The sequence below is a fragment of the Dasania marina DSM 21967 genome (assembly GCF_000373485.1).
Classification (GTDB): Bacteria; Pseudomonadota; Gammaproteobacteria; order Pseudomonadales; family Dasaniaceae; genus Dasania; species Dasania marina.
In genome coordinates this window covers 89479-101816 of the sequence record NZ_KB891586.1, presented here as the reverse complement: position 1 = coordinate 101816, position 12338 = coordinate 89479, and the positions used below count along the sequence as shown (strand labels likewise).

Below are 12338 nucleotides of genomic sequence, written 5' to 3'. Positions count from 1 at the left end.
TTCACCCTACGGGCGCCTTTTGTAAGACAGGCGTCCAAATTGCATGCAATTTGTGAGCAAGCAAAAGAAAGTATCTCGCCCAGAAGGGCGAAACCTTAACTCAAATAACAGCGAGAAAAAGGTTCGTGCTCAAAAAGTCGAGTTACTTAACCCGCATCCCCGCCTGTGCCCCTTTATGCGGTTCCAGCAACCAAATATCCTCGCCCCCTGGCCCTGCTGCTAACACCATGCCCTCCGACATGCCAAAACGCATCTTACGTGGTTTCAAGTTCGCCACCATTACCGTCAACTTGCCTATTAAATCCTCTGGCGCGTAGGCGCTCTTGATACCGGCAAATACTTGTTTTTGCTCTTCACCCAGGCTCAATGTTAATTTCAATAACTTATCGGCACCTTCAACATGCTCCGCATTGATAATCTCGACGATGCGCAGGTCTACCTTGGCGAAGTCTTCAAATTCGATTTCGCTGGGTGTTTCTGGCTCGGCCTTGTTTTGACTAGAGAGCTTTTGTTGTTTGGCTTTTTTCTCAGCTTTCTTGTCAGTTTTAGCGGCTTCGTCGGCCTGATCTGATTTGCTGGCCTCTATAATGGCGTCGACTTTTTCGATTTCTATGCGTGACATCATCGGTTTGAACTTGTTGATTTGATGACTGAGTAAAGGCTTTATGTCGCCCACCCACAGCAATTCGCAGTTTAAGAAGGCTTCGGCTTTGGCGGCAGTTATCGGCAAGATGGGCTTTAAGTAGGTCATGATGAGGCGGAACATGTTGACGCACTGCGAGCTAATGGCCAGTACCTTTTGCTCTTGGCCTTCTTGCTTAGCTAGTGCCCATGGCTCTTGGCTGTCGAAGTATTCGTTGGTGGCATCGGCCAGCGCCATGATTTCGCGTAGGGCTTTGCTGTATTCGCGCTGCTCAAAGTGCTTGGCGATTTCTTCGCCTTTGCTTACGCCTTGTTGCCATAACTCGGGGTTATCTAACTCGGCAGCCATAATGCCATCGTGTTTCTTGGTAATAAACTTGGCGCTGCGGCTGGCGATGTTGATGACCTTGCCGACCAAATCAGAGTTAACCCGTTGCACAAAGTCGGTGAGGTTTAAGTCTATATCGTCAACGGCTGCTGACAGCTTGGCGGCGTAGTAGTAGCGCAGGTACTCGGCATCTAAGTGCTCAAGGTAGGTTTGTGCTTTGATAAAGGTGCCGCGTGACTTAGACATTTTTTGTTGGTTAACAGTTAGAAAACCATGGGCAAAAATCGCGCTAGGCTTGCGGTAACCCGCAGATTCCAACATGGCGGGCCAGAATAAGCCGTGGAAGTTGATGATGTCTTTACCGATAAAGTGGTAAAGCTCGGCATCGGAATCTTTGCCCCAGAATTCTTCAAAGCTAAGGCCGTTGGTATTGATAGCGGCATTATCGCAGTAGTTTTTGAAACTGGCCATGTAGCCTATGGGAGCGTCCAGCCATACGTAAAAGTATTTGCCTGGGGCATCGGGAATCTCAAAGCCAAAGTAGGGCGCATCGCGGGAGATGTCCCACTCTTGCAGGCCAGGTTCTAGCCATTCGTTAAGCTTGTTGGCGATTTGCGGTTGTAGGCGGCCACTTTGGGTCCACTCTTTCAACATGTCTTCAAAGGAGGCTAGGGTTAAAAAGTAGTGGGTCGATTGCTTCTCAACCGGGGTAGCACCTGAGATGGCTGATTTAGGATCGATTAAATCAGCCGGGCTGTAGGTGGCGCCACAGGCTTCGCAGTTGTCGCCGTATTGGTCGTCGGTTTTACATTTGGGGCAGGTGCCTTTGATGTAACGGTCGGCCAAGAACAACTCTTTTTCGGGGTCAAATAACTGAGTGATTTCGCGGCTGGCGATATGACCGTTGGCGAGTAGTTTTTTATAGAAATCTTCCGACAGGATTTTGTTTTCTTCGCTGTGGGTGGTGTGGTAGTTATCAAAGTCTATCAAAAAACCGTCAAAATCTTTTTCGTGCTCGGCTTTCACATTGGCAATTTGCTGCTCGGGGCTGAGGCCGTTCTTTTCGGCGGTGAGCATAATGGCGGTGCCGTGGGCGTCGTCGGCGCAAACATAGGTGCACTGGTGGCCGCGTTGCTTTTGAAAACGTACCCAGATGTCAGTTTGTATGGTCTCTAGCAAGTGCCCTAAATGCAATGAACCGTTGGCGTAGGGTAGGGCGCTGGTGACGAGGATTTTGCGGGCCGTGTGCTGCTGCTCTGACATAGTGGTTTGCTTACCTTACCTGGGGTGCTTGAATAGATGTTGAATGGGTGCTGCGCGCACGCTGCTTGTGAGATAGTCGTTTAAAGCCCGCTACTATAGCGGTTTTGAGCGGATATTTCATGTGCAAATTTTCGCTAACAGCTTTATTTAACAGGCTTTTTTACCTAGGGCCAAAGCCCGCGTATACTGGCCCCCGTTTATCGTTTACCAGCAGTGGGTTTTAACATGAGTCAGTACAGCCAGCAGCACGTTGAAGAATGTTTATTAAGCTATGTGGAGCCACATTTACAACGCAGTTTGTTGGATGTGCAAGCCATTAAGGCGATGACGTTTAGTGGTGACACGCTGAATTTATCGCTAGAGCTACCTTACCCCATGCACAGTGTGCAGGCGCAGCGCGAGGCGGCAATAGCGCAACATATAGAGCAAGCACTACCCGGTCTCAGTGTCACGGTAGCGATTACTAGCCAGATTACCACCAACCCCACCCCCGCAAATCAACAGGCTTTGGCGGGGGTAAAAAATATTATTGCGGTGGCTTCAGGTAAGGGCGGGGTGGGTAAGTCCACCACGGCGGTTAATATTGCCCTAGCCTTAGTGCGCGATGGTGCCAAGGTGGGCTTGTTAGATGCCGATATCTACGGCCCCAGTCAGGCGCTGATGCTAGGTGTTGCCGAAGGTACTAGGCCCGAGCCCCATGGTGAAAAGGGTATGCAGCCAGTGTGCGCGCTAGGTTTGCAGAGTATGTCTATGGCTTACTTGGTGACTGAGCAAACCCCCATGGTATGGCGCGGCCCCATGGCCAGTGGTGCTTTAGAGCAGCTGTTGCGTCAAACCCATTGGCAGGATTTGGATTATTTGATTATTGATATGCCACCGGGCACTGGTGATATACAGCTGACCTTATCGCAGCGGGTGCCGGTAGCGGGCTCGGTAATCGTCACCACGCCGCAGGATATCGCGCTGTTGGATGCTAAAAAAGGTATAGAGATGTTCAAGAAAGTGAATGTGCCGGTATTGGGGGTAGTGGAGAATATGGCCACCCATATTTGCAGCGCCTGCGGCCATCAAGAGCATATTTTTGGTGAGGGCGGTGGCCAGCGCATAGCCCAGCAATATGGGGTGCCACTATTGGGTGCGCTGCCGTTATCGCTTACTATTCGTCAGCAAACCGATGCCGGCAGGCCTACGGTGATTGCTGAGCCTGAGGGGGAAATTGCTTCTCTTTATGGCGACATTGCGCGTAATATGGCCGCCCAGTTGGCACTGCGCCACTCACTGGCCAGCTCCGCGATGCCAGAGATAGTGATAAGCAACGATTAATTGTTTAATGAGTTAGAGACACAGAGATAGGAAACCGCATGAGTATTAAATCAGATCATTGGATACGCCGTATGTCAGAGCAACATGGCATGATAGAGCCTTTTGAGGCGGGCCAGGTACGTTATGGTGAAAATGGCGATCGTTTAATCTCTTATGGTACTTCCAGCTATGGCTATGATGTGCGCTGCTCTAATGAGTTTAAAGTGTTTACCAATGTGCACTCTGCCACGGTAGATCCTAAAAACTTTGATGAAAACAGCTTTGTGGATATGGTGGGGGACGAGTGTATTATCCCCCCCAACTCTTTCGCCTTAGCACGCACAGTCGAGTATTTTCGTATACCGCGCAGCGTGTTGACGGTGTGCCTGGGTAAATCCACTTATGCTCGCTGTGGCATTATTGTTAACGTCACACCGTTAGAGCCAGAGTGGGAAGGCCATGTTACCTTAGAGTTTTCGAATACCACTACTTTGCCGGCAAAAATCTATGCTAACGAAGGTATTGCGCAAATGTTGTTTTTTGAGTCAGATGAAGTGTGCGATGTAAGCTACAAAGATAAAGGCGGTAAATACCAAGGCCAAACTGGCGTTACGCTGCCAAAAACCTAAGCGCTTAAGCCTTTTACGGCTAATACCTATAGGCTTAAGTAGCATTACGTCATTGAAAAAGCACAGCGCAAGCTGTGCTTTTTTTATGCTTTTTTGAAAAAATCAAACTGATAAAAGTTGTTAGGACGGCGCTGTCACTATAGTGATGTGACGCTGCTCTCATTCCTGGGTATGGAGTGGTTAATATCGCGGTTCGGCCATGACAAGTGAGCGGCCAAGGGCTTTACTGACAGCACTTAGCCCCTTTTAGCTTAGGGGCACCTCCGACAGTAGGATACTCTCATGAGCATAATTTTTACACAGTCCAGCATTTTTCATCTATACCGTTTGGGTTTGGTGGTAACGGGTAAAACCGGTGAGAAGTGTCGCCTAAGCGATGAAAACGATATGCGCGCCTTGATTCGTTACTGTGACCAAACCCGCGACCCCGGCATTAGCCGCCAGTTTGATGCCTTTTTAGATTCCGTAGATCCCGCCACCTTGGCGCTAATGAAATCCCAGCGGCTAATTAGTTATGGTGGCGAGGTACACAGTCATAATAGTAGCCAGCTGCGCAGCGTGGGCTAGCAAACCGATTTAAAGTAGTAGATGTAAGCGTTGTCGTAGTGAAAGAGCAGTAACCAGGTCCATCATCCCTATTAGCCTTAATACTCGGTATTAAGGCTTTTTTTGTGTCTAGGGTTTGGCATTAGAGCGGGGGCTTAGAGGCAGTCTATGCCATCTAGCAGCATGTGTATGACCAACCCTAAACCGATTAAGCGGCTGGGCTTGTAAAAACAGGCCGTGACATAAACAGCTATGGCCCAGTATTGGTGTAGGGGGTGAAAGCCTATGCTACAACGCTGGGGATCGTATAGGGGTGTGGCCAATAGATGGTCGGCATCGATCAGCATGGTGGCTAGCATAATGCAAAAAGCGCGCTGCCACTGCGCCCTGAAGGCGATGATCGCTACAGCCAGCGGCACGACTATATGTAAAATTAAATGCAGGTAAGCCATGGCAGCGAGTTAACGGCGTAGCCAGTATTGGGGGGTGAGGGTAACGCTGCCTTGCTCGCTGCTACACCACAGTTGCTCATCCTGAATATTGCACTGTAGGTGCATGGTGCGCTGGGTGAGTTCAGTTAAGGCTTGGCTTTCTTCGCTGGCTATATTGATGATGGTTAAGTTCTGACAGCGTTGTAGGGCGTTGGCATTTTTTTCATACCAGTGTTCGGCAGGGTTACCACCATAGCAGACGATAGTGACCCTTTGCGCGCGGCCGCAAGCTTTACGTATACGTTTTTCGTCGGGCATGCCTAAATCTATCCAATGCACAATTTCATCGGAGAGGCTTTTTTGCCATAGGTCGGGCTCATCATCATTGCTAAGGCCCTTGGTGAGTTGCAGCTGCTCATCGGCGTTAAGGGCAAAGGCTGCCAGCCTAACCATCATGCGCTCGTCAGTTTCAGAAGGGTGACGGGCGATGGTGAGGTTGTGCTCGTGGTAATAATGCCTGTCCATGTCGGCAATATTAAGCTGAGCTTTGAATATGGTTGCTTTTTGGGCCATGGGTCACTGCAGTCTATATGCTGAGAGAAAGCGGCGCAGTGTACCGTAAATACCGCAGGCTGACCTGTAAAAAAGAAGCGTCCTTGCTAAAACAGTGCCTGGAGTAAAGCTGTGTATGTCTGTAAATAGGGCTTAGGCCGCCATCATTACCGAACCGCCGTGGCCTTGGTTGCGGATAAAGTATTCGGCGGGGTAGCAGCGACCATTTTCGTCTATGGCGGCGGCATGTACTATGGCCTGTATGGTGCGGCGGTTATCGTAGATGGAGGTTTCGTAACCTTTACCTTTAATTTTGTTGCCATCGATAGTGCTTAAAAACTGGCGGAACTGGCGGTAGTTAACGGGGGTGAATACAGATTTGTTCATGGTAGTCTCCAGTTGCTTGGTGGTGCTAGGCACCGTTATCTTATTTAGGTGGTCGGTTGTTATAGGGTCTGTGTTTGTATACATACTGTATGTGTATACAGCATAGTTATCTATACAGTTAATGCAAGTTATTTTTTGTGTTTATTTTATACTCTAGGGATGCTGATTTGTGCGGGGTAGGCGTGGTTTTATAGGTCATAATTATTAAAGTGTTGCCTGCGATTGTAGCCGGCTATTAAACGCGCCTATATCTCCGGCCGGGAGCTGGCTTAGGAGTTGGTCGCTGCTGTTTCATGTCGAAAAAGTTGTGCTTTGGCCTAAATCTAGCTTTGGCAAAATAGCTGGGTCGCTATTAGTAAAAACTGTTCAGCAAGGGCTGTTACTAAAAGGAGAGTGCATAGAGCTAGGGTAGTGAGGAGGGGGAGATGTCGGCATAGGCCGTTATTTTTTGAGCGGATCTATTACGCTTTCCAAACCATTGATTTTAATTTCCAAGGTGAGTTGCAGCAGCCCGCCCAGCTTGCCCTCGGGCCAACCTTTTTTGGCAAACCACAGTAGGTAGTCTTCGGGCAAATCAATTAAGGGTCTGCCCTGGTATTTACCAAAGGGCATAGCCATAGTGGCTATGCTGACTAAGTCCTGTTTCTCAAACATACTGCTTATTCGTCTTCTTGTTGCTCACTGGCTGCGGCCTGTGGCTTGTTGTGTTTGTTTAATTGCTGGCGCAGGGATTTGGGAATTTCATTGAGGGTAAGCCGGCCTGACATTTCGTCAAAGGTAATGTCACTGCCAAAACGCCCCGATGAAAAGCTAATACTCATATCTTTATCGCGGCCAAAAAAGCGTATAAAACGTTTTAGGCTGCTGCGGTCGGTGTGTATGGCGGCTAGAGGCGTTTCTTGTTTGTCGCTAACAAAGCTGGAAAACTCCAGCGGCGCCGCTTCATTGAGCTGGCTGGACAGTTCTTTAATGACTACCGGCTCGCCTACGCTATCGCGCTCTACACAGTAATCTATAATTTTTTCTTTATAGTCTTTGGCTTGTTCTTCGGGTAGCGCGGCGGCGAATTCACTGACTATGTTTAAAAATTCTTTGGTTTCGCTTTTTACATCTACCCCTACCGCAAAGCCTATGCTTTTAGTGAATGCATCGGTAAGTACTTTGTTACCGCGGCTGGTAATCATAGACAGGTATTTTTGACTGTCTTCTTGCAGCCATTCGCTGAGCTGACACTTAATGGCGTAGTGCATTTTTTTGCTGTTGATAAAGCTGCTGGTACTGACTTCTAGATTGGAGTCTATGTACAAGGCTTCGCTGTGTTCCAGCCAGAATACATAGAGTAATTGTTGCTCCATCACTGTTTCTAAGGCCACTAAAATATGAGCGCTAAAAGCATCTTCGCTGCTGTCTAGCTTATCGCTTAAGTCGCTTACTAGGTTTTGGCTAAGGCTGATAAAGCTAATGGACTCTTGCTGTTGTTGCTTTATCCATTGCGGCAGCGGGTTTTCTTCTAGGCTGCTATCAAAGTGGCCAAATTGTTTTTGCGCTGAGCGTTGAAAGCTGTGCTTGAGTTGTTCAAACAGTGAGAAAATAGGGCCGCTGCTATTAGTTTCTTCGCTACTAAGCTGGCTGCTGATATCGCCGCCGGGGGTGCTGCGTTCGAGTTTGTGCAGTATGCAATGGTTTAAAGGCATAAGAGGGTCGTGTTACCAGTTAAATTAATGGGCGCTAAAAACTTGAATGGCGTAGCCAGTTTCCATGGCGTCTTTCATATTGGGGTCAGCAGCGATGAGTTTGGGGTCGCTTAAAAATTGTTCAGCGATCATTTTGCGCTTATCGATAGCTACTTTCTCAAAGCCCGCTTGCTCCACATAAAATTTGCACAGCAGCTCGGCACCACTGAGGTCTTTAAAGTTGAGATACACCATAAAAGGAACGACATCACCGGCTTTAAAATCATCAAAGGGCTGGGGAGTGGTGGCGTTAACAGAAAATACGTACATAAACGGGGCCTGTGCCTAAAGCTAAATGAATACAGGGGGGGATTCTAACGGATTGCAGGGTGAACCGCGACTGTGTTTTGCGGCCATAAAAAACCACAGCGAGGCTGTGGTTAAGGGCTAAAGCTAGGGCCTAGTATGGGGCATAGCTAAAAGGTGGTTAAGCTGGCGGCCTAGGGCATAGCTTTCATAAAGCTGCGCCATTTTTTTTGCGCCTCTACCACCAATTCGGGGGTGGCTTCGCCTATGCCGGCTATTTGTAATTGAGGATGGCGGCTGACGACCTGGCATAGGGTATTTTCTTGCTTGGTATCTACATCCACAAACAGCACGTGCTTACCTTCGTGCAGAGCCTCTTGAAAGCGTTTGAATTGGTAGTGGGGTTCTTGTATACCAAACAGGCCGCCTTCCCAGGTGCAAAAGCCTAGCAGCACAACGGCCAGGAAGATAAAGGGTGTCCAGCCAGCGGCAGATTCGGTCCAGCCTGCCATATAGGCCACCACTAAAACAACAATGGCAGCAATAACGCCAGTGACGGCACCTATCTCCATGGAGTGAACCACATCTTTTTTGAGTACCGCTTCAACTTCGTGCAGGTGATGGTTTTTTACCTCGGCATCATGTTCGCTAAGAATATGAATTTGCGGTGTGTCGACACCGCTGCTTTCCAGCTCCTGCTCGACCTGCTCTAGGTCGTCTAGGTTGTCGGTAATATAAAAATGCCTTTTCATTATTAGTCCCTCATGGGCTGTGGTTTGTATAAATTATAGCCATCTGAGGGCAGCTAAGATCCCTAGTTCTAGGACTAAATAGGGATAATGAAGAGGGTACTTAGAGGGAGGGCGTATTAATAAGAGGCTTACGCTATTAAAACTGAATACTTATACCTCAAAGGCCTGAGGCATAAGCAAATGGCTATTAGTTATTCAATGATGGTGAAAACCTTACGTACGGTTTCTACTACCTCGCTAGTGCCCTGCCAGCCTTTGTTAAAGGCAAAGCTATCGCCCGCTTTCACTTCGGTGACTTCGCCGCTGTCGGCGGTGAGTATCCAGTGGCCCTTAAGAATATGGCAAAACTCGGTGACTTCTAGGTTGAGTTTAAGTTTGCCTGGCTCGCACTCCCAAGTGCCCATGGATATGCCGTCTTTTTCATAAAAGCCGCTATAGGTTTGCTTGGGTAGCTCACCTATGGGCTCGCCAAATGAGGGGCAGGCTTCTAAATCGGTAAGGGCTAATGGTTGCTGCTGTAAGGGTAGGGACGACATAAAAGCTCCAAGGCTGTTTCAGTACTGTTTTAAAAGAGCTAAAAGTCTAGAGTAATTATGGCAGGGTAGGTAGCGGCTTAGCGGAAAATAACAGTTTGAACACAGAGACAACGCCTAGACAGCGCTTATAAGGTATCGGCCAATAATCTTGATCTCTGTTACTGCATGGCAGCGAGTAAGCTGTCTATAGTCTGTGGCCCCAGCAGGGTTTTGTGCAGCTTGCCCTCGGGATTGTAAACATAGGTAGTAGGCAGGCCGGTGGGTAACGAGAGATTAAGGGCTGGGGCCGGATCTTGCGCTAGTACGATATAGTCTATGCCGAATTTTTGCGCCTGTTGCTGTAGTTCATCCCCCTGTAGGCCATCAAAATTAACGGCAAACACTTTAACTTGCTGGGCCTGTTGCTGGGCAAAGCGGTTGAGTTCGGGAATTTCCTCTAGGCAGGGTTTGCACCAGCTAGCCCAGTAGTTAATAAACAACCATTGGCCTGGGTATAGGCTTAAGTCCGTGTGAGTGGTGGGCTTGGCTGGGTCGCAGGCGCTGATAACGGTGAGCAGCAGGGCTAGGCTAAGGCGTAATATCATGGGGGTGGCTCACTGGCTTTATGGTCTGGGTTAGGGATAGTATCGCCGGGATAATAGCCCAAGGCATGTACCCACTCAGCACCGGCTAAGACAATTAACCAGCTGGTGTATATCCAGATTAAAAATAAAGGGATGGCGGCAAAGGTACCGTAAATTAATTCAAAACTGGTAAAGCCTACCAGCCAACTAAATAAGCTACGCGCCGCTTCAAAGGCGGTGGTGGTGAGCATCGCGCCGATAAGAGCGTGTTTGGTTTTGACTGGGCAGTTGGGTACTAAGGCAAATAATAGCGTTAAGCCTATAACCATCAAGGCAAAGGGTGCTAGGTAAAGCAGTATGGGGGTGGCAAAAAGCAAGTCGCTGAAGCTGTGGATATATTTGATCGATGCTAAATAGGTGGCAACCAACAGCGCCAAGCCTAAAAAAATGGGGCCTAGGCTTAATATGGTCCAGTGCATAATAAAGCTATTAAAGCCGCGGCGTTTGGTGGAGGCTGTCCATATAGTTTCGAACATACTTTCTATGCTGCGCAACATTAACCAGGCGGTAATGGCTATAAAGGCTATACCGGCGCTAGTAAGCTGGCGTGCTTGCTGTGAAAAGCTGTGTATATAACTTTGCACATTTTGGCCAGAGTTGGGCATTAAATGCACAAAAATAAAGCTCTCTATTTCACTGCCCAGGTGTTGAAACTGAGGGATAAACGACAGCACCGAGTACATCACTGTGATTAGCGGGACGACTGCAAATAAGCTGGTATAGGTCAGCGCGGCAGCGCGTTGGCTACAACCATCGTTAATATACTGGCGTATAACATAGGCAATAAATTTAAAAGCGTGATGGTTGCGTAGCATAGGCCTTTTTACGGTGTCCTTTATGTATAATGCTTTTTGTTTTAGCGTTGCGGCTGCCAGTATAACCAAGCTAGCCGCTACTGCTAGCCATAAGCTGAGATAACTAACTTGAGACAGAGGTTTTTATGAGTACAGTAACCATTTACCATAACCCCCGTTGTTCAAAATCGCGCCAAACCTTACAGCTAATCGAAGATCGAGGCGTAAGCCCAGAAGTGGTGTTGTATTTAGATGATACCCCCAGCGCAGAAGAGCTGGCTGGCTTATTAAAAAAACTAGGTATCAGCGCTAGAGACTTGCTGCGTAAAGGTGAGGATGCATACAAAGAACATGGCTTATCGGATACCAGTTTAGATGAGGCCACAATTATTGCCGCCATGGTGGCCTCGCCTAAATTAATCGAGCGCCCTATAGTGGTGAAGGGCAAAAAAGCGATATTGGGTCGCCCACCCGAAAACGTACTAAGCCTGTTATAGCCGCTGTCTTATCACCTTAAAACAAAATAATAGAGTTAAGCATGACGAATAAGCCTTATGTATTGGTGTTGTATTACAGCCGCCACGGCGCTGTGGCCAGCATGGCGCAGCAAGTTTGCCGCGGCATAGAGCAGGTTACAGGTATAGAGGCACGCTTGCGCACCGTGCCAGCGGTATCTACCGAATGTGAGGCGGTGAGTGATGATATCCCGGCAGAAGGGCCTTTATATTGCAGCGAAGAGGATTTACAGCACTGCGTAGGTTTAGTGCTAGGTAGCCCTACACGTTTTGGTAATATGGCAGCGGCCTTAAAATATTTTATTGATGGCACGTCTAGCTTATGGCTAAGTGGCGCGCTAATTAATAAGCCGGCGGCAGTCTTTACTTCTACCGCCAGCATGCACGGCGGCCAAGAGAGCACCTTATTAAGTATGATGCTACCGCTAATGCATCATGGCATGGTGTTAGTGGGCTTGCCTTACAGCGAACCGGGCTTGATGAAAACACAAGCCGGAGGCACCCCCTATGGTGCCTCTCATTTGGCGGGGCAAAGTGGCCGCCTCTTAGATAGTGATGAGCAGGCGCTGTGCCTAGCTTTAGGTAAACGCGTGGCCACTCTGGCTTTGCAACTTCAACAATAAGCGTGTGTAGCGCATCAGTCCGTAGGTTAATTATGACAAACCCATACCAGCGTTTAAGCCGCTATTCTTTTTATACGGTACTGTTTTGCTATGCCAGCTTACTACTGTTGTATGTGCTGACCTTATTGATGTACCCCAGCTGTGGCCGTTCGGCTAACTTATTTATAGCAGCATTGCATTTGTTACCTCTGCTGGCTTTTTTGCCCAGTATTATGCGCCAACACGTGCGCAGCTATGTGTGGCTGTGTTTTATGTTGTTGGGCTATTTTTTAGCGGCGGTGCCCAACGCCTTAGGCTGTAGCACGCCACTCAATATTTTAGAACCTATACTCATCGTGTTGTTATTTAGCGCTGGGATGATGTATGTACGCTGGCGCTCACGGGCGTTAAAAGCAGCGCTAAGTGCAACTGATAATAATCAAAGTGATGTATAAGG

Annotated in this window: 17 protein-coding genes; 6 read left to right on the top strand and 11 right to left on the bottom strand. The window is 48.4% G+C overall.

The genetic code is table 11. The annotated features are described in order from the left end of the window. Positions 1-142: 142 nt before the first annotated feature. Positions 143-2233, bottom strand: coding sequence for a methionine--tRNA ligase (gene metG / locus B067_RS0113225; RefSeq protein ID WP_019530561.1), 2091 nt, complete (start codon positions 2231-2233; stop codon positions 143-145). Positions 2234-2458: 225 nt separating this feature from the next. Between metG and apbC the strand changes: the two genes are divergently transcribed. The 3 genes from apbC (at position 2459) to B067_RS0113210 (ending at position 4731) form a co-directional block, all read left to right on the top strand. Next, positions 2459-3556, top strand: coding sequence for an iron-sulfur cluster carrier protein ApbC (gene apbC, locus B067_RS0113220; RefSeq protein WP_019530560.1), 1098 nt, complete (start codon positions 2459-2461; stop codon positions 3554-3556). A 38-nt stretch (positions 3557-3594) separates the two neighbouring features. Then, positions 3595-4164, top strand: coding sequence for a dCTP deaminase (gene dcd / locus B067_RS0113215; protein WP_019530559.1), 570 nt, complete (start codon positions 3595-3597; stop codon positions 4162-4164). Between the two features lie 282 nt (positions 4165-4446). Beyond that, entirely contained in the window at positions 4447-4731 is a 285-nt protein-coding gene (locus B067_RS0113210) for a hypothetical protein (protein ID WP_019530558.1), read from the top strand. 134 nt (positions 4732-4865) lie between these two features. On the opposite strand, the gene B067_RS0113205 is transcribed toward B067_RS0113210, so the two are convergent. The 10 genes from B067_RS0113205 to B067_RS20465 form a co-directional block, all read right to left on the bottom strand. Beyond that, the gene (locus B067_RS0113205) at positions 4866-5162 is read right to left on the bottom strand and encodes a DUF6122 family protein (protein ID WP_019530557.1); all 297 of its coding nucleotides are present in this window, start codon (positions 5160-5162) and stop codon (positions 4866-4868) included. Positions 5163-5171: 9 nt separating this feature from the next. Next, complete coding sequence (locus B067_RS0113200; RefSeq protein WP_019530556.1) at positions 5172-5714, bottom strand: YaeQ family protein; 543 nt, start codon at positions 5712-5714, stop codon at positions 5172-5174. Between the two features lie 132 nt (positions 5715-5846). Further along, complete coding sequence (locus B067_RS0113195) at positions 5847-6080, bottom strand: hypothetical protein (RefSeq protein WP_156820842.1); 234 nt, start codon at positions 6078-6080, stop codon at positions 5847-5849. Positions 6081-6521: 441 nt separating this feature from the next. Beyond that, on the bottom strand, positions 6522-6734 hold the full coding sequence (locus B067_RS0113190; protein ID WP_019530554.1) for a DUF3820 family protein: 213 nt from the start codon (positions 6732-6734) through the stop codon (positions 6522-6524). A 5-nt stretch (positions 6735-6739) separates the two neighbouring features. Beyond that, complete coding sequence (locus B067_RS0113185; RefSeq protein WP_019530553.1) at positions 6740-7774, bottom strand: nucleoid-associated protein; 1035 nt, start codon at positions 7772-7774, stop codon at positions 6740-6742. A gap of 24 nt (positions 7775-7798) precedes the next feature. Continuing rightward, entirely contained in the window at positions 7799-8083 is a 285-nt protein-coding gene (locus tag B067_RS0113180; protein WP_019530552.1) for a hypothetical protein, read from the bottom strand. A gap of 170 nt (positions 8084-8253) precedes the next feature. Continuing rightward, positions 8254-8811 (bottom strand): hypothetical protein, encoded by a 558-nt coding sequence (locus B067_RS0113175; RefSeq protein ID WP_019530551.1) that lies wholly within the window; start codon positions 8809-8811, stop codon positions 8254-8256. Positions 8812-9002: 191 nt separating this feature from the next. Next, positions 9003-9347 (bottom strand): cupin domain-containing protein, encoded by a 345-nt coding sequence (locus tag B067_RS0113170; RefSeq protein WP_019530550.1) that lies wholly within the window; start codon positions 9345-9347, stop codon positions 9003-9005. 158 nt (positions 9348-9505) lie between these two features. Next, on the bottom strand, positions 9506-9931 hold the full coding sequence (locus B067_RS0113165; protein ID WP_019530549.1) for a TlpA family protein disulfide reductase: 426 nt from the start codon (positions 9929-9931) through the stop codon (positions 9506-9508). After that, positions 9928-10785 (bottom strand): YihY family inner membrane protein, encoded by an 858-nt coding sequence (locus B067_RS20465; RefSeq protein WP_019530548.1) that lies wholly within the window; start codon positions 10783-10785, stop codon positions 9928-9930. The genes B067_RS0113165 and B067_RS20465 overlap by 4 nt, the downstream gene beginning before the upstream one ends. Positions 10786-10910: 125 nt before the next feature. Between B067_RS20465 and arsC the strand changes: the two genes are divergently transcribed. Genes arsC through B067_RS21345 form a run of 3 tightly spaced genes read left to right on the top strand, consistent with a single transcriptional unit; the run spans position 10911 to position 12336 of the window. Further along, a complete protein-coding gene (gene arsC, locus B067_RS0113150) occupies positions 10911-11261 on the top strand; it encodes an arsenate reductase (glutaredoxin) (protein WP_019530547.1) in 351 nt (116 codons plus the stop codon). 41 nt (positions 11262-11302) lie between these two features. Continuing rightward, positions 11303-11902 (top strand): NAD(P)H:quinone oxidoreductase, encoded by a 600-nt coding sequence (gene wrbA, locus B067_RS0113145; protein ID WP_019530546.1) that lies wholly within the window; start codon positions 11303-11305, stop codon positions 11900-11902. Between the two features lie 32 nt (positions 11903-11934). Beyond that, the gene (locus B067_RS21345; RefSeq protein ID WP_019530545.1) at positions 11935-12336 is read left to right on the top strand and encodes a DUF2069 domain-containing protein; all 402 of its coding nucleotides are present in this window, start codon (positions 11935-11937) and stop codon (positions 12334-12336) included. Positions 12337-12338: the final 2 nt, after the last annotated feature.

Coding starts and splice junctions, on each gene's coding strand:
- dcd (WP_019530559.1), top strand. CDS start 3,595: ATGAGTATTAAATCAGATCATTGGATACGCCGTATGTCAGAGCAACAT.
- B067_RS21345 (WP_019530545.1), top strand. CDS start 11,935: ATGACAAACCCATACCAGCGTTTAAGCCGCTATTCTTTTTATACGGTA.
- B067_RS0113205 (WP_019530557.1), bottom strand. CDS start 5,162: ATGGCTTACCTGCATTTAATTTTACATATAGTCGTGCCGCTGGCTGTA.
- B067_RS0113210 (WP_019530558.1), top strand. CDS start 4,447: ATGAGCATAATTTTTACACAGTCCAGCATTTTTCATCTATACCGTTTG.
- B067_RS0113165 (WP_019530549.1), bottom strand. CDS start 9,931: ATGATATTACGCCTTAGCCTAGCCCTGCTGCTCACCGTTATCAGCGCC.
- B067_RS20465 (WP_019530548.1), bottom strand. CDS start 10,785: ATGCTACGCAACCATCACGCTTTTAAATTTATTGCCTATGTTATACGC.
- apbC (WP_019530560.1), top strand. CDS start 2,459: ATGAGTCAGTACAGCCAGCAGCACGTTGAAGAATGTTTATTAAGCTAT.
- B067_RS0113170 (WP_019530550.1), bottom strand. CDS start 9,347: ATGTCGTCCCTACCCTTACAGCAGCAACCATTAGCCCTTACCGATTTA.
- B067_RS0113180 (WP_019530552.1), bottom strand. CDS start 8,083: ATGTACGTATTTTCTGTTAACGCCACCACTCCCCAGCCCTTTGATGAT.
- wrbA (WP_019530546.1), top strand. CDS start 11,303: ATGACGAATAAGCCTTATGTATTGGTGTTGTATTACAGCCGCCACGGC.
- B067_RS0113175 (WP_019530551.1), bottom strand. CDS start 8,811: ATGAAAAGGCATTTTTATATTACCGACAACCTAGACGACCTAGAGCAG.
- B067_RS0113185 (WP_019530553.1), bottom strand. CDS start 7,774: ATGCCTTTAAACCATTGCATACTGCACAAACTCGAACGCAGCACCCCC.
- B067_RS0113190 (WP_019530554.1), bottom strand. CDS start 6,734: ATGTTTGAGAAACAGGACTTAGTCAGCATAGCCACTATGGCTATGCCC.
- B067_RS0113195 (WP_156820842.1), bottom strand. CDS start 6,080: ATGAACAAATCTGTATTCACCCCCGTTAACTACCGCCAGTTCCGCCAG.
- B067_RS0113200 (WP_019530556.1), bottom strand. CDS start 5,714: ATGGCCCAAAAAGCAACCATATTCAAAGCTCAGCTTAATATTGCCGAC.
- metG (WP_019530561.1), bottom strand. CDS start 2,233: ATGTCAGAGCAGCAGCACACGGCCCGCAAAATCCTCGTCACCAGCGCC.
- arsC (WP_019530547.1), top strand. CDS start 10,911: ATGAGTACAGTAACCATTTACCATAACCCCCGTTGTTCAAAATCGCGC.